The sequence below is a fragment of the Leptolyngbya sp. CCY15150 genome (genome assembly GCF_016888135.1).
Lineage (GTDB): Bacteria > Cyanobacteriota > Cyanobacteriia > RECH01 > RECH01 > RECH01.
The window spans coordinates 26696-48998 of the sequence record NZ_JACSWB010000164.1; the positions used below are offsets into that span (position 1 = coordinate 26696).

The window sequence follows — 22303 nt, forward strand, 5'->3', positions numbered from 1 at the left end:
GGTGTGGAATTCTTAAAAAAAGATTAAAGTGTTTAAATTGTGTGAGGTGACTGGAGGCAACTCATGTTTACACGTCTTGCAGAGCAACATCGACAATTTGTAAAAGATCTCGTGATGAATCTCCAGGCCATGGCGATTGTGCTGGAGCGTCGCGGCTACTTAGCGTCTTGCTACACCTGTGGCGGGCAGATGAATAGCGCATCATTTATGGTGAGCTTAGGTGATAATCACTTGATTCGGTTTTTGGTGTCCGACTACGGCATCACTTGGACGGAAATGCGCGATGATCGCGAACTGATGAAGCTAGAGGGAGCTGAGGCCATTAGTCAATTGCAGGACTTAGCGAATTTGATTAAATATCACATTCAACCGTCTGAGCAGTTTGCTATCACGAATGCGTCATAGGCTAGCCTGACCCCATGACCGATGTGTGATGGCATCTATGATGGGGACTGGCAGTGAGTCGGTAGCTTTCGCCTAACGTAATCCTTAAATCACCTAACGTTGCAGCTAAGGTGAGAGATGTCTGGTGAAAAGATGTCTGGTGAGCAGCGATCGCTCCCTAAAAACGCTCTACATTGTCTGGCCACGATTCAGGTACAGCGTTTCGAGCTGCTTCACCGCAGGTTCGGGGTGTTGGAAAAAGCTTCTCAGGATTCGCTAACCCCCTTGGATTCAGCGCCTGCCGCACGTATTGCATGGTTTCAAGATCCGAGTCAGAAAACATCTCCGGCATATAGCAGCGTTTGTCTGAGCCAATGCCATGTTCGCCGGAAATACTTCCCCCCACTTGGACACAAAGCTTCAAAATATCGCCTCCCAGGGCTTCTACCGCTTCTAGCTGCCCCGGTATGGAGTTGTTGTACAAAATCAGGGGATGCAAGTTGCCGTCTCCGGCATGAAACACGTTGGCTACGCGATAGCCATGTTTCTCGCCAAGGGCTTCAATCGCCTGAAGCACTTCCGGTAGCTTGGTTCTAGGAATGACGCCGTCTTGGACGTAGTAGTCTGGGCTGAGTTTGCCCATGGCCGCAAAGGCCGCCTTCCGCCCCTTCCAAAGCCGCAGCCGTTCTTGTGCCTCGGTGGCGGTGACTACGTTGCGGGCTCCGTTGCGCCGACAAATCTCGGCAACCCGATCGCTGTTGGCGGAGACGTCTACGGCCAGTCCGTCCAGTTCAATCAGCAAAATGGCGATCGCATCTCGGGGATAGCAGGCGGTGGCCACCACGTCTTCCACGGCATTGATGCTAAAGTTGTCCATCATTTCCATGCCGGCTGGAATGATCCCGGCGCTGATGATGTCCGACACGGCAGCGCCAGCCGCTTCCACACTCATGAAGTCCGCTAGGAGGACTTGGATGGATTCGGGCACCTTGAGAATTTTGAGGGTGATTTCTGTGGCGATCCCCAGGGTGCCTTCCGAGCCGACGACAACGCCGGTGAGGTCATAGCCAGGCATCTCCGGTACAGCGCCCCCTAGGTCTTTCACCGATCCATCGGGCAGCACCAGCCTGAGTCCTAGGACGTGATTGGTGGTGACGCCATACTTGAGGCAATGCACCCCGCCAGAATTTTCAGCCACGTTCCCGCCGATGGAGCAGACGCTTTGGCTAGAGGGATCGGGGGCATAGTAGAAACCGGCTCCGCTCACGCTCTGGGTGACCCAGGTGTTGATTACCCCTGGCTGGACGGTGACGCATTGATTCTCGTAGTCCACCTTGAGGATGCGTTTCATTAAGGTGGTGACAATCAGCACGCTGTTTTCCACCGGCAGAGCACCCCCCGATAGCCCCGTACCCGATCCTCGGGCAATGAAGGGCACCGAATGGCGATCGCAAAGCTTGACCAAGGCGGCCACTTCCTCCGTGGTGCGAGGCAGGACGACGACCGCAGGACGCTGACGATAGCTGGTGAGCCCATCGCATTCATACACCAAGAGTTCTTCCTGGCGCAGGATCACCCGACTTTTGCCCACCACGGCGGTAAAATCCTGAGCGATCGCTGACCAGTTGATGCTGGTGGAACTGGGGGGCTTGGGCATCCGGATGGTCATGGGGATCGCGTCCTAACACAGTATGGGAATCGCAGGGGAGCCGTGCTACCGGTCGTCGTCTGGGGGCAGGCTAGCGGTAGAAAGATGGCTGTACTCAAATGCTACCGTGAGCAGCCTAGAACGGCTAGGGATCAGAGGCATTGATCCCCCAGAGATTTTCCCCTAGAGTCCATAGATCAGCACAATCAGCAGCGGCGTCACAATGGAGAAAATGAGACTCAGGGGTGCTCCTACGCGGGTAAAGTCTAAGAAGCGATAGCCCCCTGGCCCATAGACCATGGTGTTAGTTTGATAGCCGATGGGGGTCATGTAGCTATTGGACGCGGCAAAGGTGACGGCAAACATGAAGGCGAAGGGATTGAGGCTCAGGGCGCGAGCTACCTCAACGGCGATCGGCAGCATGAGCACCACGGAGGCATTATTAGACAGGATTTCCGTTAGCAGTGATGTGGCCACATAGAAAAGGAAAAGAATCCAGTATCCAGGTAAATTGCCTCCGAGGGCCAGGAGTCCTTGGGCGATCCATTCTGTGGTGCCTGACTTTTGCATGGCGATGCCCAAGGGGATCAAGCCCGCCAACAGAAAGATAATGTCCCAACGGACGGCACCATAAAGTTCGCCAGGCTTGAGGCAGCCTGTGAGCACCATGGCAATCACGCCGGCTAAGGCGGTGACCATAATCGGTGCAATATTGAAAGCCGACAGCACGATGACCGACAAAACAATGGCCACTGATATCCAGGCTTTGTCGGCTCGCAGGTTTTCAATATCTCGCTGCTCTAGCACCAGCAGCTCCCGCGTGGTCTGTAGACCGAGGATACTATCCCGTGGCCCTTGCACCAACAGCACATCGCCGAAGCGCAGGGGCACTCGTCCTAGCCGCTTGCGCAACACGTCTTCTCCACGACGAATGGCGAGTACGGTGGTGTTGTAGCGTTGGCGAAACCGGATTTCCTTGAGGGTTGCGCCGCTAAGTCGAGAATTGGAGAGGATCAAGACTTCCGCAACCTGTTCTTCCCCAGAGCTAATTTCAGAGGCTAAGCTCTCGCCGCCAAACTGCACTTCGGGCAAGATATCGAGCCCCCGCTCTTCCCGGATACCTAGTAAATCTTCTCGACTGCCCCGCACGATTAAAATATCCCCTGCAGCGAGCACTTTGTCTGCAAGGGGTTGGGGAAAGTGGGTATTTTCGCGAATGATTTCTAGAACATCAATATCAACTTTGCGCTGCAGTTGGCTAGCACGAAGGGTTTGGCCAATCAAGCTAGATCGGGCAGAGACGACCACTTCACTGACGTAATCATTGAGCTCATAATCGCGTCCGAGGAATTCACCACGGGGTGGCTTGCGGGCAGGCAGGAGGTTTGGAGCTACAAGGGATAGGTATGCCATACCAATGCTGAAGACAATGATCCCCAGGATGCTGAACTGAAAGAGAGAAAACTCGCCGTAGCCCAGTTGAGCCGATATACCGCTGGCCAGGACGTTGGTGGAGGTGCCAATGAGAGTGAGCATGCCTCCCATAACCGTGGCGTAGGAAAGGGGAATCAGCAGCTTGGAGGGCGATCGCCCTTGAACCTTGCACCAGTCTTCCACAATCGGCAGGAACACGGCGACGACGGCGGTGTTATTGATGAAGGCTGTAATCGGCCCCACAATCATGCCCATGACGAAGATTTGTTGGGAAATGCGTTGACCGCCCCAGTCAATCAGCCAACTCCGCACGACTTGGATCACCCCTGTGCGAGCAATGCCAGCACTGAGGATAAACATGGCCATGACGGTGATGGTGGCTGAGTTGCCAAATCCTGAGACGCCCTCTTCTGGGGTCACCAGACCTAGGAGCATTAGCAGTACTGCGACCATCAAGGCCGTCAGGTCAACGGGTACCCATTCGGCCACGAAGCTGATCAGCGCTAGCACAATGACCAAGATGGTCTGAAAAATGGGACTCATGACGATCGAAATCAGCATTCAAGTAAACCAACTGCGTCAGGATTGCGGATGAGAGTTGGGGGTTGGGTTTCCATGACGACAGGTAATGAAATAGAGTGCCATGGAAAGTTTCGCTAGTATAGCGCTTCGTGGTTCCGAGGAAAGAGGTAGACTGGCTTGGGAATCTAGCTTTTAGGTATCGGGCGGTTATCAGGTTTGCACCAAGGGTTTCACGCTATGTGTCAGAATGTAAAGCGTGTGGATCACTTCGTCACTCACTACAGCGCGCACCCCAACGGTTGCCGCTCTTGGAAATTTTGATGGTGTCCATCGTGGACATCAAAGGGTTCTTGCGCCAATTTTGCAGGGATCTCCCGTTAATCAGCTAGATTCAGGTTCGGTAGCTACGTCGGGCCAGCAACCTTCTCAACTTGAGAACTGTCAGGGATCCGATCGCTCTCCTGATCCTAATCCCCAAGGCGATCGCCCGTTGCGAACCGTGGTGACTTTTTTCCCCCATCCTCGGGAATTTTTTGCCGGAGAACGTCGTCCGTTGCTAACGCCCCTAGATGAGAAGGTGCGGGAGTTGGCCAAGCTGGGAATTGAACAATTGGTTTTGCTGCCCTTTGACCAAGGCTTAGCGCAGTTGACCCCTCAGGAGTTTGTGCAGCGTATATTGGTCGATGGTCTTGATGCTCGTCATATTAGCGTCGGTGAAGACTTTTGCTTTGGCCGCGATCGCTCGGGAACAACGGCAGATTTGAGGGCGATCGCGGCGACTTTTGGCGTTCAGGTGACGGTGGTGCCGCTCTATGCTGATGGGGGCGATCGCATCAGCAGTTCTGCAATTCGCAACGCTCTCAGTCAGGGCACGGTGGCCAGGGCGAACCATCTGCTGGGGCGACCCTATGCCCTCACCGGCACGGTGGTGCAGGGGCAGCAGTTGGGGCGTACCCTCGGCTTTCCGACGGCAAATCTAGAGACGCCACCCCAAAAATTACTGCCCCGCCAGGGCGTCTATGCGGTGTGGGTTGATCTCGACGGCACCCTGCACCCCGGCGTGATGAACCTGGGACATCGCCCTACGGTGAATGGCCTGCAGCAAACCCTAGAGGTGCATCTGCTGAATTGGTCAGGCGATCTGTACCATCGCCGACTGTCTGTTTTTCTTAGCCACTTTCTGCGCCCCGAACAGAAATTCGACTCCCTGGATGCTCTGAAGGATCAGATCCAAGCCGACTGCCAGAGGGCGATCCATCTCCTTATTGCTTCAGGCTAGTACTGCAAGATAGAAGAACGAAGACAGAAAAATGAAAAGGACTTCCAGGACACATAAGGTTTTCCGCCTGAGCAACTAGGCGGGTTACGTCCGCCTTAGAGTACTAGGGCGTAGTTTAAAACTCATCCAAACCCTGATTCTCTTGTACGAAAGATCAAGGGGTTTAGCAGGTTTTAAACCAGAGCCTAGCTATCGGGCATCAATGGCGGCTAAAAGAGTGCGGGCGGTGGTGCAAAGGTCGGTATGATGCTGACCATTGCTGGCAATCAGACATCCCCACTGGCTCACGTCTCCCCGGTTGTACTGCAAGGGCGTTTCATCGGCGTAGGTGAACTGCCCGCCAGCTTCCGTCAAAATCAGCTCCGGTGCCGCCATATCCCAATCCTTGGGAGCCGATTTGCCCGAGAGCGAAATATAGACATCGGCCCGTTGCTCCACCACCGCTGCAATCTTGCCACCTACGCTGCCCACGGCAATTTGATGTTGGCAAGGAAGCTGCTTCAGCAGTTGGTTAAAGCGGTCATCGCGGTGGGTGCGGCTCATGACTACGACTAAGTCCTCGGGGCGATCGCGTCGGGATACCTGCAGGGGTGTGGTGGTGCCCTCGGTTGTTTCCACAAAGGCTCCGCCGCCCTTGGTGGCGTAGTACAGCTTGCCCAGTTCAGGACAGACGACCACCGTCAGCATGGGACGACCTTGGTAGGTCAACGCGATATGGAGCGCATATTCGCCAGTGCGATCGATAAAATCGCGGGTGCCATCTAGGGGATCAATAATCCATAGCCAGTCTTCGGGGAAGGGTGCTTGGCATTTCTGCGCTTTGTAGGTTTCTTCACTCAAGTAGCCAAAGGTGTCTTGCCCAAAGGCGGTGGTTAAGCGATCGAGGATGTAGTGATTGGCGGCCAGATCGGCGGAGGTCACGGGGCCATCCTTGCCTTCCTGCACATTTAGCCCTGCCTGTGCGCCGACTGGTGTTTCTCCGCGATAGTAGGTCTGTAAAATCTCCGCTGCGCCCCAGCCGATGGAGCGGGTAACCTCTAGAATATGCTCCGTGGAGAGTCCGGCAATGGTGGTCGGCAAGTTCACGCGTAAGATCCTCGCTAATGATAAAGACGGGTGGATGAGGTGATCGACTGTAGAGATTCCCTTTTGAGCCCATCGCATCATAACAGACCGGTTTGTCGTCGGGTGACGTTTGCTGGTTGGCCTGTGAAATCTCGAATCTACGGAGGCGATCGCCCTCGGTTGGAAGCAAATATTCGGCAAGGCTAACCGGTTACAGGCATGGGAGCAGCCCCTAGCTAGCATCGGTGTCGGCAATGGGGTACGAAATCATGGGGTGGGATGGCTGGCTTGTGTCTGGGGTAGGTATAGGGGCGGGGACAAAATGGCGTGGTTTCCAGCAGGGATTGGCGGCCAAAATGGCGGTGGCGTCCTCGGCGGTGAGCGGTTTGGCAAAGAAGTAGCCCTGGCCATACTCTGCCTGGAAGTGACATAGGCAGTCCATTTGCCGCGCGTCTTCAATACCCTCTGCAATCACCGTCATGCCTAGATTATGGGCTAGACCGACAATGGCGCGGACGATCGCTTCTCCATCATTCTCAGTGCCAATGCAGCGCACAAAGGACTGGTCGATTTTGACGGTGTCGATGGGAAATTGATGCAGGTAGCTGAGGGACGAGTAGCCGGTGCCGAAGTCGTCAATCAACAGTTGGGTATGCAGATCCTTGAGCTGCCGCAAAATGGCGGTGGCCACTTGGGCATCTTCCATGACAGCGCTTTCGGTAATCTCTAGCTTGAGGGTGTGGGGTGTCAGTTGGAAGTCAGCGATCGCTTGCTTGACTTGCCCCAGCAGGTCATTGGAGGAAAACTGCCGACTGGATAGATTGACGCTCATGGCCAGAGGATGCACCTGGGGGAACTGATCTTGCCAGATTTTCAACTGTCGGCAGGCTTCCCGCAGCGTCCAGTGACCAATTTGGGTAATCAGCCCCGTTTCCTCCGCCACCGGAATGAATTCTGCTGGTGAAACCAGACCTCGCTTAGGATGCTGCCAGCGCACTAGGGCCTCAAAGCCCATGATGTACCCTGTGGATAGCGAGACGATCGGCTGGTAGCGCATCTGGAAATCTTGGCCGTCGTCTGGGGTTTTGCTGGGATAGCTCAACAGGGTGGGGGTAGTTTGTCCGGCTGCGATGGTCAGCCGCAGATCGGTTTCTAGTTTGAGGCGGGCAACGACGCGATCGTACATTTCTACGTTGAAAATTTCGTGACGAGCCCGTCCCAACGACTTGGCGCGATACATGGCCGTATCGGCGTTGCGGAGGAGTTCATCGGGGCGATCGCACCCCGTATCACTGAGGGCAATGCCAATACTGACGGTGGTAAAGACATCCTGTCCGCCCAGGGTGAAGGGCTGTTGAAGCTGTTGGTGGATGGTATCGGCGACCCGAGTAGCGGCACTGAGATCTTGAATGTTTTCCAGCAGGATAGTGAATTCATCGCCCCCGAGGCGGGCCAGGGTATCGCCAGGGCGGAGACAACTTTCTAAGCGACGGGCGATCGCCACCAGCAACTCATCCCCAATGATGTGCCCGAGGCTATCGTTGACCACCTTAAAGCTGTCTAAATCTAGGAACAGCACGGCAAAGAGGTAATGTCCCTGCCGCTTGGTCTGCTCAATGGCATGGCTAAGCCGATCCATAAACAGGGCGCGGTTAAACAACCCCGTCAGACTATCGTGGAGGGCATCGTGCAAAAGCTGCTCCTCCGCCCGTTTGCGTTCGGTGATGTCGGTTTGCGATCCGGCCATGCGATAGGCCACCTGTTGCCCATCCCGCACGGCCAGCCCCCGACTGAGCATCCAGCGATAGGAGCCATCGCGGTGGCGCATCCGGTGTTCGACTTCAAAGCTGGGCGATCGCCCTTCTAAATGGGCAGCAAGCTGGGCCTTCAGCCAATCCACTTCCTCGGGATGCACGCGGCTGAACCATTCGTCGGGCCTATTGCCGATATCGGGTTCTTGATAGCCCAGCATGGTTTTCCAGCGTGGTGAAAAATAAATGCTAGAGGTTTTTAGGTTCCAGTCCCACAGACCGTCATTCGCTCCGCGCACGGCTAGGGCATAGCGTTCCTGGCTTTCCAGCAGCGCCTCTTCCACCCGCTTACGCTCGGTAATATCTAACCCCACAAAGACAGCCGCTTCCCCCTGCTGATACTTCTGGGCCACGATCAAATAGTGGCGGGGTTGATGATTGACCGTGGCGACAATTTCTACATTGCTCTCTTGCAAAGAACTTTGAAAGAAGCGTTTCACAAACTCGGCAAAGCCAGGGCTGGAGGCCATAAACCCCAGCTTCTCGCCAATAAACGAGTCGGCATTGAGCTGAAAGGTGGCGGCTAGGTAGCGATTGATGCCCAGGTAGGTGAGGTCGGAGCTAAACCATGACACACAGCCTGGGACGGCATCTAAAACGGCCTGGAGTTGATCTTTAGCATCCAGCAGCGCTTGGTCAGCGCGTTTGCGATCGCTAATGTTACGGCTAAAGACCGCCACCCCCTCCACCCGACAACTGGGGGTTAGAATTGGGTTGAATGCAACTTCACTGTGGGCAGGAATTCCGGTCACGTCGCTGTGGAACTCGGCCGTAAAGCGATCGCCCTTGAGGGCCTGATCATAGTAAGTCTGCCAGCGATCGCGCTCTGACGGCGGTAGACAGTCCAGATGGTTCATGCCAACCTGAATATCACGACCATAGGCCGCCACAAACTGCTGCTGAAAGACTAAGTTGAGGGTGGTAATACTATAGTGCGGGTCAATCGACCACACGGCATCCTGCGTGTTTTCAATCAGGGCCAGTAAATTGGACACCTGCCGGCGTAACTCCGACTCTGCCTGAGTTCGCATGACTTGGTCATAGTCGCTGACATCGCTGGTAGACACCATGCTCTCCTCTGATCGCGAAACATATGGATTCTAATCAGTCTCGGCCTTGGCTGTTGTTCACAGCCCGCCACGACATCGCAATGTTACTAGGGGATGACAGTAGGGGATGACAGTAGATGACAGATGACCCTAAGTCCTGCAACCCTGATTGACGGGCAAAACTCCTGCGACCCTGATTCTTTTGTCGGTTGGTTTAGCGTCAGCCAAGGGAATCTAAGCATTGGATTGAGCAACGGGAAACCCAGCCTACGTCAAAAGATGAGTCAGTCAACCAGCTTTCAACCTTCAGATTGTGGTGCCTACCGGAGGTGCTTGCCCGAGGCAGGATTAATGGGTATCTCAAATGGATATCTCAATTAAAACGCTAGTCCACGATCCCTTAACGTACTAAGTCTGATTTGTATTATTCCAGGTTCCTTAGGTCTAGCGTCTCATAGAAGGCTGAGAATGGTCTACTGCGTTGTTGGACAGAGGGAAAAACCTGTTGATTTGCGAACCCTCTAGCTAGAAATCTAGTTGGAAACACGGATATTTTGCCCTCAGGGGTGATCCAGAGCATGGCAGTCTCATCCATAGAGCGATCGCCATAGCATAGAATGGATTGTAAACGGATCGTCACACTTTAGCGAGGCTGACCCTTGCTTGCCATATCCCGGTCATTGCGTCTGCCGATCTGCCCGCTCGCTATACCCATCCTCCGGAAAACCAGAGAAACACTATGCTGCGTCTAGAACATATCTGCAAAATTTATCCAACTGGTGAAGTTCTCAAAGATGTGAACTGGGAGGTGAAAACGGGCGATCGCATTGGCTTGGTAGGGGTCAATGGAGCTGGCAAGTCCACCCAGTTGCGGATTATTTCGGGAGAGGAAACGCCTACGGCTGGGGAGGTGATTCGTCCCAATAATCTGCATATTGCTCACCTCACCCAAGAATTTGAGGTTGATCCCAGCCGTACGGTGCGGGAAGAGTTTTGGACGGTGTTTGATGAGGCCAATCGGGTGCAGCTCAAGCTGACCGATGTGCAGCATCAGATGCAGTCGGCGGATCCCCAGCAACTGGATGATTTGATTCATGAGATGGATCGGCTGCAGCGTCGCTTTGAGTCCCTGGATGGTTACGGTCTAGAAGCCCGCATTGAAAAGATTTTGCCGGAGATGGGGTTTGGTGCTGAAGATGGCGATCGCCTCGTCAGTGCTTTCAGCGGTGGCTGGCAGATGCGCATGAGTTTGGGAAAAATTCTGCTGCAAAGTCCAGATCTGTTGCTGCTGGATGAACCGACCAACCATTTGGATTTGGAAACCATTGAGTGGCTGGAAATTTACCTGAAGGCCCTGAATACGCCGATCGTGATCGTGTCCCATGACCGGGAGTTTCTCGATCGCCTCTGCACCCAAATTGTGGAGACTGAGCGGGGTGTGTCTACCACCTATCTAGGCAACTACAGCGCCTATTTGGCTCAGAAAGAAGAAGCTCAACTAGCTCAGCTCAGCGCCTACGAACGGCAGCAAAAGGAACTGGAGAAGCAGCAGGCCTTTGTCGATCGCTTTCGGGCTAGCGCTACCCGCAGCACCCAGGCCAAGAGCCGGGAAAAGCAACTAGACAAGGTGGAGCGCATTGAGGCTCCGACAGGACATTTGCGATCGCTGCGGTTTCAGTTTCCCCCCGCGCCGCGCAGTGGTCGGGAAGTGGTGCGTATCGAAGATTTGGTCTATGCCCACAATGAAGACATTTTGTTCCTCGGGGCCAATTTGTTGATTGAGAGGGGCGATCGCATTGCTTTTCTAGGGCCCAACGGCTGCGGTAAGTCCACCCTGCTGCGTTTGATCATGGGCATGATTAAGCCGGATGAGGGAACGGTTGCCATCGGCGAACACCAGGTGATCCCCAGCTATTTTGAGCAAAACCAAGCGGAAGCGTTAGATCTATCTAAAACCGTGCTCGACACCATCCACGATGAAGTGCCGGACTGGACGAATGAAGAAGTGCGGACGCTGTTGGGGACGTTTTTGTTCAGCAAAGACACGGTCTTTAAGTCGGTTGAATCCTTGAGCGGTGGCGAAAAGGCTCGACTGGCTCTGGCAAAAATGCTGCTGCGCTCGGCTAATTTATTGATTCTCGATGAGCCCACCAACCACTTGGATATTCCCGCCAAGGAGATGCTGGAAGAGGCCCTGTGTCAGTACGATGGCACGCTGGTGTTGGTCTCCCATGACCGGTATTTCATCTCCAAGGTGGCCACCAAAATTGTGGAAATCCGCGACGGCGAACTGCGGCTGTATCGGGGTGACTACCACTACTATCTAGATCGCCTAGCCGAGGAAAAAGAGAAAGCTAGACTGGAAGCGATCGCCGCCGAGAAGGTAGCCAAGGCAGAAGCGAAGCGCGACAAGCAAAAGCAAAAACAGCAGTCAAAACGCTCCTAAGTTGCGATCCCCACCGGATCATGCCTGCAACTCTAGTATATTTACCCAGAATTGCTCTCCTTCTGGGGCAGGCAAGCCATGGTTGACCTACGGGGAGCTGGGCGCAATGAGCTGATAGAGGCTTGATTTTAGACTGTTTCAAAGGATACGTTTCGCTATATGCTTAGAGCATCATGGCTCGATCCGCGCTAGATCCACCCTGAAACGTCTTGCGTCACATCCCCAATTAGGGATACATTCTCGATGGTACGGTTGCTGCGCAATTTCACGATCGCACAGCAAGACTTAAAACATTTAGCACTAGTAGATAGGGACGATCCACATGGTACAAGAGCCGATCTCTCCAGTGGTTCTAGTCATCTTAGATGGTTGGGGGTATCGTGAAGAGGCCGATGGCAATGCGATCGCCGCTGCCCGTACCCCTGTCATGGATGCACTCTGGGCAACATATCCCAGCACCCTAATTCGCACCTCAGGCAAAGACGTTGGACTGCCGGGGGGGCAAATGGGGAACTCTGAAGTCGGTCACCTGAATATCGGTGCAGGTCGGGTGGTTCCTCAAGAGCTGGTGAGAATTACAGACTCCATTGAAGATGGCACCTTTCTCAGTAACGCCGCCTTAGTTCGTGTATGCCAACAGGTGCAGCAGTCGGGAGGCAAGCTGCATGTGATGGGCTTGTGCTCGGAGGGCGGTGTGCATTCCCACACCGAACACCTCTATGGGTTGCTAGAACTGGCTAAGGATCAAAACCTGACCGATGTTTGCATCCACGCCATTATGGATGGACGTGACACGATGCCTACCGATGGGTTGGCGATGATCCAACGTATGCAACAAAGGGTTCAAGCTATCGGGCTTGGACGCATTGTCACCATTAGCGGTCGTTACTATGCCATGGATCGCGATCGCCGCTGGGATCGGGTGAAGCGCGCCTATGATGTCATGACCCACGACAGCCCCTCGGTAGAGCAATCTGCCACGGAGGTGCTGCAAGCCTCCTACGACAATGGGATCACCGATGAATTTATCGATCCGGTGCGCATTGCTCCTGGATCCATTGAGCCCGGTGATGGCGTAATTTTCTTTAACTTCCGTCCTGACCGGGCTAGGCAGCTCACCCAGGTCTTTGTGGATCCAGCCTTCCAAGGTTTTGAACGGACGCTGATTACGCCCTTGGCCTTTGGCACCTTCACGCAATATGACGCCCACTTTGATGTGCAGGTGGCCTTCGAGCCCCAAAACCTCAACAACATCTTGGGTGAAGTGGTAGCCAATCACGGGCTGCGCCAGTTTCGTACTGCCGAAACAGAGAAGTATGCCCACGTCACCTATTTCTTCAACGGCGGTATTGAAGATCCGCTGGAGGGAGAAGATCGGGAGTTGGTGCAGAGCCCCATGGTGGCGACCTACGATCGCGCTCCGGCTATGTCGGCCCAGGCTGTCACGGATGTGGTGGCGGCGGCGCTGGCGAAACAAATCTATTCCTTGGTCGTCATTAACTATGCCAATCCTGACATGGTAGGCCACACGGGCAATATCGACGCTGCGGTGCAGGCCATTGAGACGGTCGATCACTGCCTCGGGGAGTTGCTCGATCGTGTGGGCAAGGTGGGCGGTACCACCATCATCATTGCTGACCACGGCAATGCTGAGTACATGTGGGATGAGCATAAAAATCCCTGGACCGCCCACACGACCAATCCGGTGCCGTTTATTTTGGTGGAAGGTGAGCGGCGCAAGGTGCCGGGGCACGGCGCTGATGTGGTGCTGCGCTCGGACGGACGCTTGGCAGATGTTGCCCCAACCATCCTGCAATTGCTGGGGCTGCCTCAGCCGGAGGAAATGACGGGCAAGTCAATGATTGATTCTGCTGCTATGGATGTGCGCCCGAACCGAACGCCGGTGCGTCTGTCGATTTAAGATCGGTTGAGTCTGGTTGAGAATCGATCCAACATCGGTTCAACGATGATTGCCGATGGGTAGCGGAGGCGATCGCCCCTGCCATCCACGTCTATAGTCCGGTAAACATCGGTAGAATAGTTAGAATATGTGCGGGATCAGGCCCTCTTTAAGTTGGGGGATCGCTACTTTGGATATGCGATCGCTCCTAGGTGAGGGCGATTTCCGCCGTAAGGTTCTGTTGACAACATGGTGTTATGGCATTAACCAATATTTTGCAGATTATTTGGGCAGGCTCTGCCCTCGGGCTGATTATCCTCGTGCTGCTCCATAGCCCTAAGGGGGATGGTCTGGGGGGTTTGGGTGGACAGGCCCAGCTTTTTACCAGCACCAAGAGTGCTGAAACCACGCTCAATCGCTTAACCTGGACGCTGACCGTTGTCTTCATGGGCTTAACGGTCATTCTCAGTGCGGGCTGGCTAACGCCTGCAGCTTAACCAAGGCTTGGGCATCATGGGCTAGGGCTATCTATGGATAATCGACGGGGATGGCTCACGCGAATGCGTCGATGGGCTCTAGTCTGGCTAGGGCTACTAGGGTTAATCGCGGTTTTGGGCTTGGGGAAAGCGATCGCTCAAGATGCCCCATCGTTGCCGCCCCTCTCGGCCTACCCCTTGCCAGACGCCTTGGTAGCCTGGAATCCTGACAGCCAGGATGACTACTTTGACGAGATCACGCCCATTGAGGGGATTGGCTATCTGGTTTGGCCCGATCGCCCTGTTCAGGTCTATGTTGAACCGCCTACTGACCTCAACGATCGCTCTCAAGTTTGGTCTCAGTTGGTGCAAGGAGCGGTTCATGCCTGGAGTATCTACTTTCCCCTAGCGCTGACGACCCAGCTAGAGGATGCTAATATCGCGATTTGGCGAGATACGCCTTCGATTCAGTGGGAAGCTAATCAGTCGCCTCGGGCCCGGTCTGCGGAAACGCGATATCGCATTTTTGTAGATTCTCCTGATGATGCCACCTCCCGCCTGCGCCACCAGATGACGTTAATTATTCGTCCTGGTCAGTCGGATCAGCATATTGCCGGTGCTACCCGCCATGAACTCGGTCACGCCCTGGGTTTGTGGGGCCATAGTCCACTGGAAACCGATGCTTTGTACTATTCCCAGGTGCGCAATCCTCCCCCGATCTCGGTGCGGGATGTCAACACCTTGAAGCGTTTGTATGAGCAACCCACCCGATTAGGTTGGCCCCTGGTGCGATCGCCTTCTATTCCATAGCCTGGTTTGCCATGTCCCTTTCTGCCAACGCCATCGCGGCAATTTTGATAGCGGCATTTTGGTCGGTTGTCCTACCGTTAATCGCCATCCAAAATGCTGAGATTGTTGTCCTTAAGTTCCTCACCCTACAGTCCGTATCTCTACCGTTAGGTCTAGTGTTGGCCTTGAGTGTAGCAACGGGGATGGTGGGAACCATTGCTGTGCGTCTACTCTGGACAACGCCATCCCGCCGCCGACCTGCCTTTTATGAAGAGCCGCTAGATTAAGCTTCGTCGCAACAAAAGCCAGCTAAGAAATGATAAAGCTCTTCTTCCTCTGCACCACTGAGCTGTAACTGTTTCAGATCAAGTAATGCTTCCGATAAAGGCTGGGCTTGGGATCGATAGGCACTGCTGGCCGACAGCAGGTCTAAATAGATATCGCGTTCAATCTGATGGCGATCGCTGTCGGGGCTGGAAGGGGATCCGTAGGCTAGGGTATCGACGTTGAACTTGAGGAGAAAAATTAGCGCATGGGTGAGGGTTTGTAGTTGCTGTTGCAGATCTCGGAGGTCGAGATCAAGACGGTTGAACCCGACGGTGCCGCGAATTTGCAACTCCACAATGGGCCGTTCTTCTGGACAAATAGCTCCACGAGCGATCGCCGCTTGAGTTTCTTGTAAGGCAAGCTGCACGAGGTCTTCCATCAACTCCTGCCCCTGAGTTTTGATACTCAGCCGCACAATAGGGCGTTGCTGATAGTCTTGACAGAGCTTGGCTTGAATGCCGCTAGGATCGATAGTGACTTGAAAGCCCCCGCGCTCATAGCGAACTTCTTCGACGCTGTTGGCCTCCACCGAGCCTGGGTTAAACACCCAATCTTCGACAATGTAGCTCTTGTGGATGTGACCTAGGGCTAGATAATCGACGCCAGCGGTCTTGAGCGGTAGCAGATCGCCATAGCGCAAGGCACCTTGGTAGCGAGCAATTTGTCCTTCTAGCCCATGGTGGAAAAGGAGGATCTGATGGGCTGGCCCCGGTGGGAGCTGTTCGATGGCGGTGGCAATTTGCTGAATAGCCATGGGAGCCGAAGCTCCATACCATTGGGAGCCGATGATCCGCACCCCACAGTCCAGATCAATATACCCACCACGCTGGCCATCCCAGGGTTCATAAAAGGGCTCACCCGCATCCTGGGCTCCTGGCTCAAGCAGGGTTAACAATCCCCAGTCGGAGAGGTAGCGGAGCCAACTGGTTGCAGCTCCGTAGGGACGATTGTCGTGATTTCCCTCAATGGCAATTACTGGAATATTGGCAGCTTGGAGCGATCGCAGAACAATCTGGGCGTGATTCAAGACGGCCGGCTGAATTGTGCGATGCTCAAACAAATCGCCCACAATAATGACGAAATCAACCGCATCCTCAATGGCATAGCGCTCGACGAGGTCGTTAAAGGCATAAAAAAAATCGCGGGTTCGCTCTGGGCTATCGTAGCGATCAAACCCAAGATGAACATCCGCGATATGAAGAAATCGAGCCATGGCTTTAGACCGATGCTGAGGCGGTGGAGACGGCCATTTCTTGGAGACGCTCCTGCTGATCTTTGGAGATACAGGATTGAATCACCGTTTCTAACTCGCCTTCTAAAATTGGCATCAGCCCATAGTTCTGACCCAATCGATGATCGGTGGCTCGATTATCTTTGTAGTTATAGGTGCGAATTTTCTCAGAACGAGCCCCTGTGCCCACCTGCGATCGCCGCATTGATGTGACGGCCTCTTGCTGCTCCCGTAGCTTTAATTCGTAGAGCTTAGCCCGCAGAATTTGCATGGCGCGCTCTCGGTTTTGCAACTGCGATCGCTCTTCGGTGCAAAAAATACGAATCCCGGTGGGTTTGTGGAACAGGTCAACTGCCGTTTCAACTTTGTTCACGTTCTGACCGCCGGCACCGCCGGAACGAGCTGTGGTTAGTTCGATCTCTTTAGGATCAATCTCAACTTCAACATCGTCCACTTCCGGCATGATCGCCACAGTGGCCGTTGAGGTATGAACTCGCCCACCCGCTTCCGTCACCGGGACGCGCTGCACCCGATGCACGCCAGCCTCAAACTTCAGCTTGCTATAGACGCGATCGCCACAGATTTCTAGGATAGCTTCCTTAAAGCCGCCCATATCCGCAATGGATTCACTCACAAGCTTGACCTGCCAACGCTGACTTTCCGCATAGCGAGAATACATGCGCACCAAGTCGCCTGCCCAGATACTAGCTTCATCCCCACCTGTGCCAGCCCGAACCTCCAACATGATGTTTTTGTCATCATTTGGATCTTGGGGCAGCAGCAGAATTTTGAGGCGTTCCTCTAAACGGTTTGTTTCCGCGACTAGCTCTTCAACCTCGGCTGCTGCCATCTCGCGCATGTCCGGATCGGCATTAGCTTCTTTGAGGACTTGCCTTGCGCCTTCCAGCTCCTGCTGAGCCAGTTTCCACGACTCAAACGTGTTCACCGTTTCCTCTAAGGAGGAACGGGACTTGGCTAGGCGTTGAAATTCCTGTGGATCAGTCGCCACGTCAGGGTCAGCTAAACGACGAGTCAGTTCATGAAACGTTTGCTCAACCGATCTCAGTTTATCTAGCAAGTAAGACTCAGTCATTCGATCCACTCATGCGGCAATCAACAGACACGCTATTACCATCATGACTTTAGCAGGATGGGGATGTGTCTTTTTTCCTAGTACAGGTCACAGGCAAGTCGGGAGATGACCCTGCTAGCTATTCGCTGACGATGAGTCTGTCATCCCATACTTCCGCAAGAAGCGCTCAACGCGGCCTTCCGTGTCAATAATCTTCTGGGTTCCGGTGTAAAACGGATGGTTTCCAGACCAAACGTCCACGTGCAACTCTGGCTTGGTTGATCCAACGGTCATCACCACTTCGCCATTGCAGTAAACTTTGGCTTCAGGATACCACTCTGGATGAATACTGTCCTTTGGCATAGCCCTTCCCTCGTGTCTTGTTTCAAAATTACGAACGATACAATTCCAACCTGGCTGGCATTGCGAAAAGCCAACATTCCATCCTAACGCTTGGAGTACTGAGGAGCTTTCCGAGCCTTGTGCAAACCATACTTCTTCCGCTCTTTGCGTCGAGGATCACGGGTGAGGTATCCTTCAACTTTCAACGGCTTGCGGTTTTCTGGATCCAGCTCACATAGAGCCCGAGCCACACCCAAACGAATTGAATCGGCTTGGCCGGTGAGACCACCGCCATGGGCATTCACAAGAATGTCGTACTCGTTCTCTAGACCCAAGGTTTCCAAAGGAGACTTGGCGGCGGCGAGGTAGGAGGGATTGAACTGGAGGTAAAGATCCCCAGGACGACCGTTAATGGTTAGTTGTCCTGTGCCGGGCACGAGACGAACCCGAGCCACCGATGACTTACGTCGTCCTGTTCCCCAATACACTACGCGATCTGACTTGTCCGTTGCTTGCATTAACCTTGTCCTCCAGTCTTGTTCAGTTGTAATACTTTGGGCTGCTGTGCTTCGTGGGGATGGGTGGAGCCAGCATAGACCTTCAGCTTGGTGAAGAGCTGACGTCCTAGGGAGTTCTTGGGCAACATGCCTTTGATAGCTTGTTCAACAATCCGCTCAGGGACACGGGCTTGCAGCTTGGCAAAGGTTTCTACCTTCATCCCACCAGGACGACCGGAATGGCGGCGGTAGAGCTTCTGGGTGCGCTTACGCCCAGTCACTTCAATTTTTTCGGCGTTAATCACCACCACAAAATCACCCGTATCCATATGAGGGGTGTAGATGGGCTTGTTTTTGCCACGCAGAATGCGAGCTACTTCACTCGCCAGCCGACCGAGGCGCTGACCTTCCGCATCAATCACGTACCAGTCACGGACGATGTCGGCTTGAGGGGGAACGTACGTTTTAATCATGACCCACTAAGTAATTCTAAAATTTGCAACAACCATTAATAGATAGATTCGCTAGGATCTCGTTCTAGAACAGGGGCGGGGAACAGAGAAAACTGTGGCTGGGTATCAAACCATAGAGCGGGATGCAACGGAAAGTCAGGATATCCAACTCTGAGCAGACAAAGTCCTTGAGGGGGAGCGGCATACCTCACCTGATCTCGCTGCTCTTCGCGCCAGATCGTTGTAAAGCTGTCTGGCGATCGCTCTCCAGTACCCACCTCTACTAGCATACCAACCAATAAGCGCATCATGCCGTACAGAAACCCGCTAGCCTGTACTTCAATGGAGACTAATGCTCCGTGGCGTTGTGCTCCTACTTCATGGACATCGACCCAAGAGTGAGGACGACTCGACCCGGCCCGATGAAATGCTGCAAGGTGGTGTCGTCCTACTAGAGGATTGAGCGCTTGCTGCATGAACTCGACTGACAGGGGGGTGTGGTAGTAGTGCCAACTGTAAGGACGCAGGAACAGGTTGGGGCGTCGCCCTGTGTAGATGGTGTACCGATATCGCCTGGAAATCGCCGAAAACCGCGCATGCCAGTCTAGGGACATTTGGGTGGAGGCGGTGATGACAATATCGGTCGGCAGCCGAGGGTTTAACACATCTGCCCAGCGAGCTGCCGGGATTTGCATGGGAGCATCAAAGTGCGCAACCTGAGCGGCGGCATGAACACCTGTATCGGTTCGTCCAGAGGCATGTAAAACAACGGAATAGCCTAATACAGAGGCGATCGCTGCTTCAAGTTCTTCCTGAACCGTCCGCTGGCGTGGTTGCCGCTGCCATCCTCGGAAGTGAGTGCCTAGGTATTGAATGACCAGGGCAACTCGCTGCTTGGGAGAGTCCACTGGCAAATGAATCGCCATTCTGTTGCTCAACGCCTACTTACCCTATCCCTTAGAACCTATTACAGCAGCTCAATGACAGCCATTTCCGAGTTGTCGCCACGACGGCTCACGGTCCGGATAATTCGGGTGTAGCCGCCTTCGCGATCGGCATAACGCTCAGGTGCCTGTTCAAACAAAGCATGAACGAGGGGCTTATCGTACATATAGCCCAAAGCCCGACGCCGAGCCGACAGGGAGCCATCCTTGGCTAAAGTGATCATTCGTTCTGCTTCTGAACGAACTGCCTTAGCCCGAGTCTTTGTGGTGGTAATCCGTCCGTGACGGATCAACTCAGTCGTCAATGCCCGTAGGAGCGCTCGACGCTGGTCAGCCGGTTTTCCCAAGAGAGGGACTTTACAACGATGACGCATAATAACCTAAGTGGACTTGCCCTTAAACAACTTACAACTGTTAACGTGATCCGTTATGTGATCCGTACCTCTTCAAGACCATAATCTGTGGGAGGCAACGGACGGCATCAGCACTCTTTCAAGCGTGGATGTGCTTTTACCTAGGCTCCCTTGGGAGACTTTTCATGGGGAAGAGTAATGCCAAGGCGCTCTTGGAGTGCAATGATCACTTCTTCCGCCGACTTTGCCCCGAAGTTCTTGATTTCTAACAGATCTTCTTGGCTGTAATCAAGGAGGTCAGAAACAGAGTTAATCTGAGCGCGCTTCAAGCAATTGTAGGCGCGGACAGAAAGCTGCAATTCTTCGATGGGAATTTGGCTTTCAGGGCTTTGGGTATCCTGAGTATCATCGGCACTGGGCGTAAAGTCGATGTCTTTCAGAGGATTGAAGAGATCAACGAGAATCATGGCAGCTTTGCCGAGGGACTCTTGAGGTGTCAGGCTGCCGTTAGTCCAGATCTCCATAATCAGGCGATCGCGCTGTAGGGATCCGCCTACCCGTGCATCTTCAACGGTGTAGTTGACTTGTCGAACTGGCATGAACACAGAGTCAATCTGCAAAAAGTCCAGTGCGGCTGTTTCGTCTTGCCCGCGCTCAATCGCTCGGTACCCAACCCCAGTCTCAATCCGAAACTCCATTTCCAAGGTCGCACCTGCGCTGACCGTTGCAATGTATTGATCTGGATTGATCACCTCGATTTCTGGTGGAAGTTCGAAGTGCCCAGATGTTACGGTTGCTGGCCCTTGAACCATCAACCGCCCAATTTGAGGCTGGGACGAATAGCTTCTAACGACCACTTCCTTCATGTTCAGCAGGATATCTAACACATCCTCCCGAACACCAGGAACCGCCATGAATTCATGGGTGACGCCAGCAATCCGAACCGCTGTTACTGCCGCTCCCTCAATGTTAGAAAGCAGTACTCGCCTGAGGGCATTGCCCACGGTAATGCCTTGACCTCGATCAAGAGGCTCAATCACAAATCGGCTATAGGTATTCGGTTCGGTTCCACTATCCGCTTCCACGTCAACCTGGAATTGCATCACGACTTAATCCTCCTGCTTGCCCCAACAAAACATGTATCCGTTCATTCGTGACATTGATGTCACCACCGGGCGTCTTTGCGCCTCACGGCTCCTGAAGAGAAAAGATGATGAACTAATCTCTAGGTGGCGGATGAACTTGACCCCACGTACCTTAGACCCGACGACGTTTCGGAGGGCGACACCCATTGTGAGGAATTGGGGTCACATCACGAATTAACGTAATCTCTAACCCGGCAGCTTGGAGGGCACGGATAGCCGTTTCACGCCCTGCTCCTGGGCCGCTGACCATCACTTCAACTTGTCGCATCCCTTGATCCGAAGCTCGGCGAGCGGCTGCTTCGGCTGCGGTTTGAGCCGCAAAGGGTGTTCCTTTTTTAGCACCCTTGAATCCACTGGATCCGGATGATGCCCAAGAAATAGCATTTCCTGCGGTGTCAGAAATCGTGACGATCGTGTTATTAAACGTGGATTGAATATGAACAACCCCATTTGGAATATTGCGTTTCTGACGCTTTGCGCCACCACGCTTTGCTGTTTGACGTGCCATTCGTTACCCCATTTACCCAGGTCAGTGATGTACAAAAAGATGCAGCGGACTAAGTGCAGTCTGGTGTCTTGGTGCATCAGATTACCAATGGCGATCGCTTCTTGGATCCCATCGTTACCTGATGTGGCGATCGCTCCATTGCAGTTGAGCGCTAAACGCCATAGGAACGGCTGCTGCAGCTTGTGCTTAGAACCGGCTCCATTCACCAAGGCTCCACTAACTACTTCTTGCTCGGGGCCTTCTTCTTGCCCGCCACTGTTCGACGTCCCCCTCGACGAGTCCGAGAGTTGGTACGAGTTCTCTGCCCTCTCACGGGAAGCCCCATGCGGTGACGTCGACCTCGATAGGCACCAATGTCCATCAATCGCTTGATGTTCATTGCCTCCCAGCGTCTTAAATCACCCTCGATCTGATACTTACTCTCAACTTCTTCCCGCAGAGACGCAACGTCAGAATCTGACAAATCCTTAACTCTCGTATCAGGATTGACACCTGTAGATTCTAGAATTTGCTTGGATCGAGCTAGACCGATGCCATAGATGTAGGTCAGCCCGATTTCAATACGTTTGTCTCTTGGAAGGTCAACTCCGGCAATCCGTGCCACGCTCTACTTCTCCCAGAACTACTTC

Annotated in this window: 21 protein-coding genes; 7 read left to right on the forward strand and 14 right to left on the reverse strand. The window is 53.8% G+C overall.

Annotation, left to right across the window (positions count from 1 at the left end; genetic code table 11):
* Positions 1-63: 63 nt before the first annotated feature.
* Complete coding sequence (locus JUJ53_RS09045; protein ID WP_204151678.1) at positions 64-405, forward strand: DUF1815 family protein; 342 nt, start codon at positions 64-66, stop codon at positions 403-405.
* A 157-nt stretch (positions 406-562) separates the two neighbouring features.
* Here the strand turns inward: JUJ53_RS09045 and glcD are convergent, their stop codons facing one another.
* Together glcD and JUJ53_RS09055 are read right to left on the reverse strand one after the other, a co-directional pair.
* Positions 563-2041 (reverse strand): glycolate oxidase subunit GlcD, encoded by a 1479-nt coding sequence (gene glcD, locus JUJ53_RS09050; protein ID WP_204151789.1) that lies wholly within the window; start codon positions 2039-2041, stop codon positions 563-565.
* A gap of 174 nt (positions 2042-2215) precedes the next feature.
* Positions 2216-4009, reverse strand: coding sequence for an SLC13 family permease (locus JUJ53_RS09055; protein WP_204151679.1), 1794 nt, complete (start codon positions 4007-4009; stop codon positions 2216-2218).
* Positions 4010-4244: 235 nt separating this feature from the next.
* Here JUJ53_RS09055 and JUJ53_RS09060 point away from each other — a divergent pair, with 235 nt between their 5' ends.
* Positions 4245-5267, forward strand: a complete 1023-nt coding sequence (locus JUJ53_RS09060; RefSeq protein WP_204151680.1) for a bifunctional riboflavin kinase/FAD synthetase — start codon at positions 4245-4247, stop codon at positions 5265-5267.
* Between the two features lie 189 nt (positions 5268-5456).
* On the opposite strand, the gene JUJ53_RS09065 is transcribed toward JUJ53_RS09060, so the two are convergent.
* Both JUJ53_RS09065 and JUJ53_RS09070 read right to left on the reverse strand, forming a co-directional pair.
* Complete coding sequence (locus JUJ53_RS09065; protein WP_343327922.1) at positions 5457-6353, reverse strand: 3'(2'),5'-bisphosphate nucleotidase CysQ; 897 nt, start codon at positions 6351-6353, stop codon at positions 5457-5459.
* A 211-nt stretch (positions 6354-6564) separates the two neighbouring features.
* Positions 6565-9210, reverse strand: coding sequence for an EAL domain-containing protein (locus JUJ53_RS09070; RefSeq protein ID WP_204151682.1), 2646 nt, complete (start codon positions 9208-9210; stop codon positions 6565-6567).
* Between the two features lie 721 nt (positions 9211-9931).
* On the opposite strand from JUJ53_RS09070, the gene JUJ53_RS09075 reads away from it, so the two are divergent.
* From JUJ53_RS09075 to JUJ53_RS09095, 5 genes are all read left to right on the forward strand, one after another.
* Positions 9932-11638 (forward strand): ABC-F family ATP-binding cassette domain-containing protein, encoded by a 1707-nt coding sequence (locus JUJ53_RS09075; protein WP_204151683.1) that lies wholly within the window; start codon positions 9932-9934, stop codon positions 11636-11638.
* Positions 11639-11960: 322 nt separating this feature from the next.
* Positions 11961-13559 (forward strand): 2,3-bisphosphoglycerate-independent phosphoglycerate mutase, encoded by a 1599-nt coding sequence (gene gpmI, locus JUJ53_RS09080; protein ID WP_204151684.1) that lies wholly within the window; start codon positions 11961-11963, stop codon positions 13557-13559.
* 236 nt (positions 13560-13795) lie between these two features.
* Entirely contained in the window at positions 13796-14035 is a 240-nt protein-coding gene (gene secG, locus JUJ53_RS09085) for a preprotein translocase subunit SecG (protein ID WP_204151685.1), read from the forward strand.
* 33 nt (positions 14036-14068) lie between these two features.
* The gene (locus JUJ53_RS09090; RefSeq protein ID WP_204151686.1) at positions 14069-14824 is read left to right on the forward strand and encodes a peptidase; all 756 of its coding nucleotides are present in this window, start codon (positions 14069-14071) and stop codon (positions 14822-14824) included.
* An 11-nt stretch (positions 14825-14835) separates the two neighbouring features.
* Positions 14836-15090, forward strand: a complete 255-nt coding sequence (locus JUJ53_RS09095; protein ID WP_204151687.1) for a hypothetical protein — start codon at positions 14836-14838, stop codon at positions 15088-15090.
* On the opposite strand, the gene JUJ53_RS09100 is transcribed toward JUJ53_RS09095, so the two are convergent.
* The 10 genes from JUJ53_RS09100 to rpsM form a co-directional block, all read right to left on the reverse strand.
* On the reverse strand, positions 15087-16343 hold the full coding sequence (locus JUJ53_RS09100; RefSeq protein WP_204151688.1) for an exonuclease SbcCD subunit D: 1257 nt from the start codon (positions 16341-16343) through the stop codon (positions 15087-15089). The genes JUJ53_RS09095 and JUJ53_RS09100 overlap by 4 nt on opposite strands.
* Positions 16344-16347: 4 nt before the next feature.
* Positions 16348-17454 (reverse strand): peptide chain release factor 1, encoded by a 1107-nt coding sequence (gene prfA, locus JUJ53_RS09105; RefSeq protein ID WP_204151689.1) that lies wholly within the window; start codon positions 17452-17454, stop codon positions 16348-16350.
* A 114-nt stretch (positions 17455-17568) separates the two neighbouring features.
* Positions 17569-17796 (reverse strand): 50S ribosomal protein L31, encoded by a 228-nt coding sequence (gene rpmE, locus JUJ53_RS09110; RefSeq protein WP_204151690.1) that lies wholly within the window; start codon positions 17794-17796, stop codon positions 17569-17571.
* Positions 17797-17879: 83 nt separating this feature from the next.
* Positions 17880-18293 (reverse strand): 30S ribosomal protein S9, encoded by a 414-nt coding sequence (gene rpsI / locus JUJ53_RS09115; RefSeq protein ID WP_204151691.1) that lies wholly within the window; start codon positions 18291-18293, stop codon positions 17880-17882.
* Positions 18293-18745, reverse strand: a complete 453-nt coding sequence (gene rplM / locus JUJ53_RS09120; protein WP_204151692.1) for a 50S ribosomal protein L13 — start codon at positions 18743-18745, stop codon at positions 18293-18295. Before rplM ends, rpsI begins: the two co-directional genes overlap by 1 nt.
* Before the next feature lie 35 nt (positions 18746-18780).
* A complete protein-coding gene (truA, locus tag JUJ53_RS09125; protein ID WP_204151693.1) occupies positions 18781-19650 on the reverse strand; it encodes a tRNA pseudouridine(38-40) synthase TruA in 870 nt (289 codons plus the stop codon).
* A 41-nt stretch (positions 19651-19691) separates the two neighbouring features.
* Complete coding sequence (gene rplQ, locus JUJ53_RS09130) at positions 19692-20042, reverse strand: 50S ribosomal protein L17 (protein WP_204151694.1); 351 nt, start codon at positions 20040-20042, stop codon at positions 19692-19694.
* 140 nt (positions 20043-20182) lie between these two features.
* Positions 20183-21127, reverse strand: coding sequence for a DNA-directed RNA polymerase subunit alpha (locus tag JUJ53_RS09135; protein ID WP_204151695.1), 945 nt, complete (start codon positions 21125-21127; stop codon positions 20183-20185).
* A 151-nt stretch (positions 21128-21278) separates the two neighbouring features.
* A complete protein-coding gene (gene rpsK / locus JUJ53_RS09140; protein WP_204151696.1) occupies positions 21279-21674 on the reverse strand; it encodes a 30S ribosomal protein S11 in 396 nt (131 codons plus the stop codon).
* A gap of 220 nt (positions 21675-21894) precedes the next feature.
* Positions 21895-22278 (reverse strand): 30S ribosomal protein S13, encoded by a 384-nt coding sequence (gene rpsM / locus JUJ53_RS09145; RefSeq protein ID WP_204151697.1) that lies wholly within the window; start codon positions 22276-22278, stop codon positions 21895-21897.
* Positions 22279-22303 lie beyond the last annotated feature (25 nt).

Excerpts from the sequence above, each read along its gene's own strand:
- JUJ53_RS09045 (WP_204151678.1), top strand. The coding sequence starts at position 64 with ATGTTTACACGTCTTGCAGAGCAACATCGACAATTTGTAAAAGATCTC.
- glcD (WP_204151789.1), bottom strand. The coding sequence starts at position 2,041 with ATGCCCAAGCCCCCCAGTTCCACCAGCATCAACTGGTCAGCGATCGCT.
- JUJ53_RS09055 (WP_204151679.1), bottom strand. The coding sequence starts at position 4,009 with ATGAGTCCCATTTTTCAGACCATCTTGGTCATTGTGCTAGCGCTGATC.
- JUJ53_RS09075 (WP_204151683.1), top strand. The coding sequence starts at position 9,932 with ATGCTGCGTCTAGAACATATCTGCAAAATTTATCCAACTGGTGAAGTT.
- gpmI (WP_204151684.1), top strand. The coding sequence starts at position 11,961 with ATGGTACAAGAGCCGATCTCTCCAGTGGTTCTAGTCATCTTAGATGGT.
- secG (WP_204151685.1), top strand. The coding sequence starts at position 13,796 with ATGGCATTAACCAATATTTTGCAGATTATTTGGGCAGGCTCTGCCCTC.
- JUJ53_RS09090 (WP_204151686.1), top strand. The coding sequence starts at position 14,069 with ATGGATAATCGACGGGGATGGCTCACGCGAATGCGTCGATGGGCTCTA.
- JUJ53_RS09095 (WP_204151687.1), top strand. The coding sequence starts at position 14,836 with ATGTCCCTTTCTGCCAACGCCATCGCGGCAATTTTGATAGCGGCATTT.
- JUJ53_RS09100 (WP_204151688.1), bottom strand. The coding sequence starts at position 16,343 with ATGGCTCGATTTCTTCATATCGCGGATGTTCATCTTGGGTTTGATCGC.
- prfA (WP_204151689.1), bottom strand. The coding sequence starts at position 17,454 with ATGACTGAGTCTTACTTGCTAGATAAACTGAGATCGGTTGAGCAAACG.
- rpmE (WP_204151690.1), bottom strand. The coding sequence starts at position 17,796 with ATGCCAAAGGACAGTATTCATCCAGAGTGGTATCCTGAAGCCAAAGTT.
- rpsI (WP_204151691.1), bottom strand. The coding sequence starts at position 18,293 with ATGCAAGCAACGGACAAGTCAGATCGCGTAGTGTATTGGGGAACAGGA.
- rplM (WP_204151692.1), bottom strand. The coding sequence starts at position 18,745 with ATGATTAAAACGTACGTTCCCCCTCAAGCCGACATCGTCCGTGACTGG.
- truA (WP_204151693.1), bottom strand. The coding sequence starts at position 19,650 with ATGGCGATTCATTTGCCAGTGGACTCTCCCAAGCAGCGAGTTGCCCTG.
- rplQ (WP_204151694.1), bottom strand. The coding sequence starts at position 20,042 with ATGCGTCATCGTTGTAAAGTCCCTCTCTTGGGAAAACCGGCTGACCAG.
- rpsK (WP_204151696.1), bottom strand. The coding sequence starts at position 21,674 with ATGGCACGTCAAACAGCAAAGCGTGGTGGCGCAAAGCGTCAGAAACGC.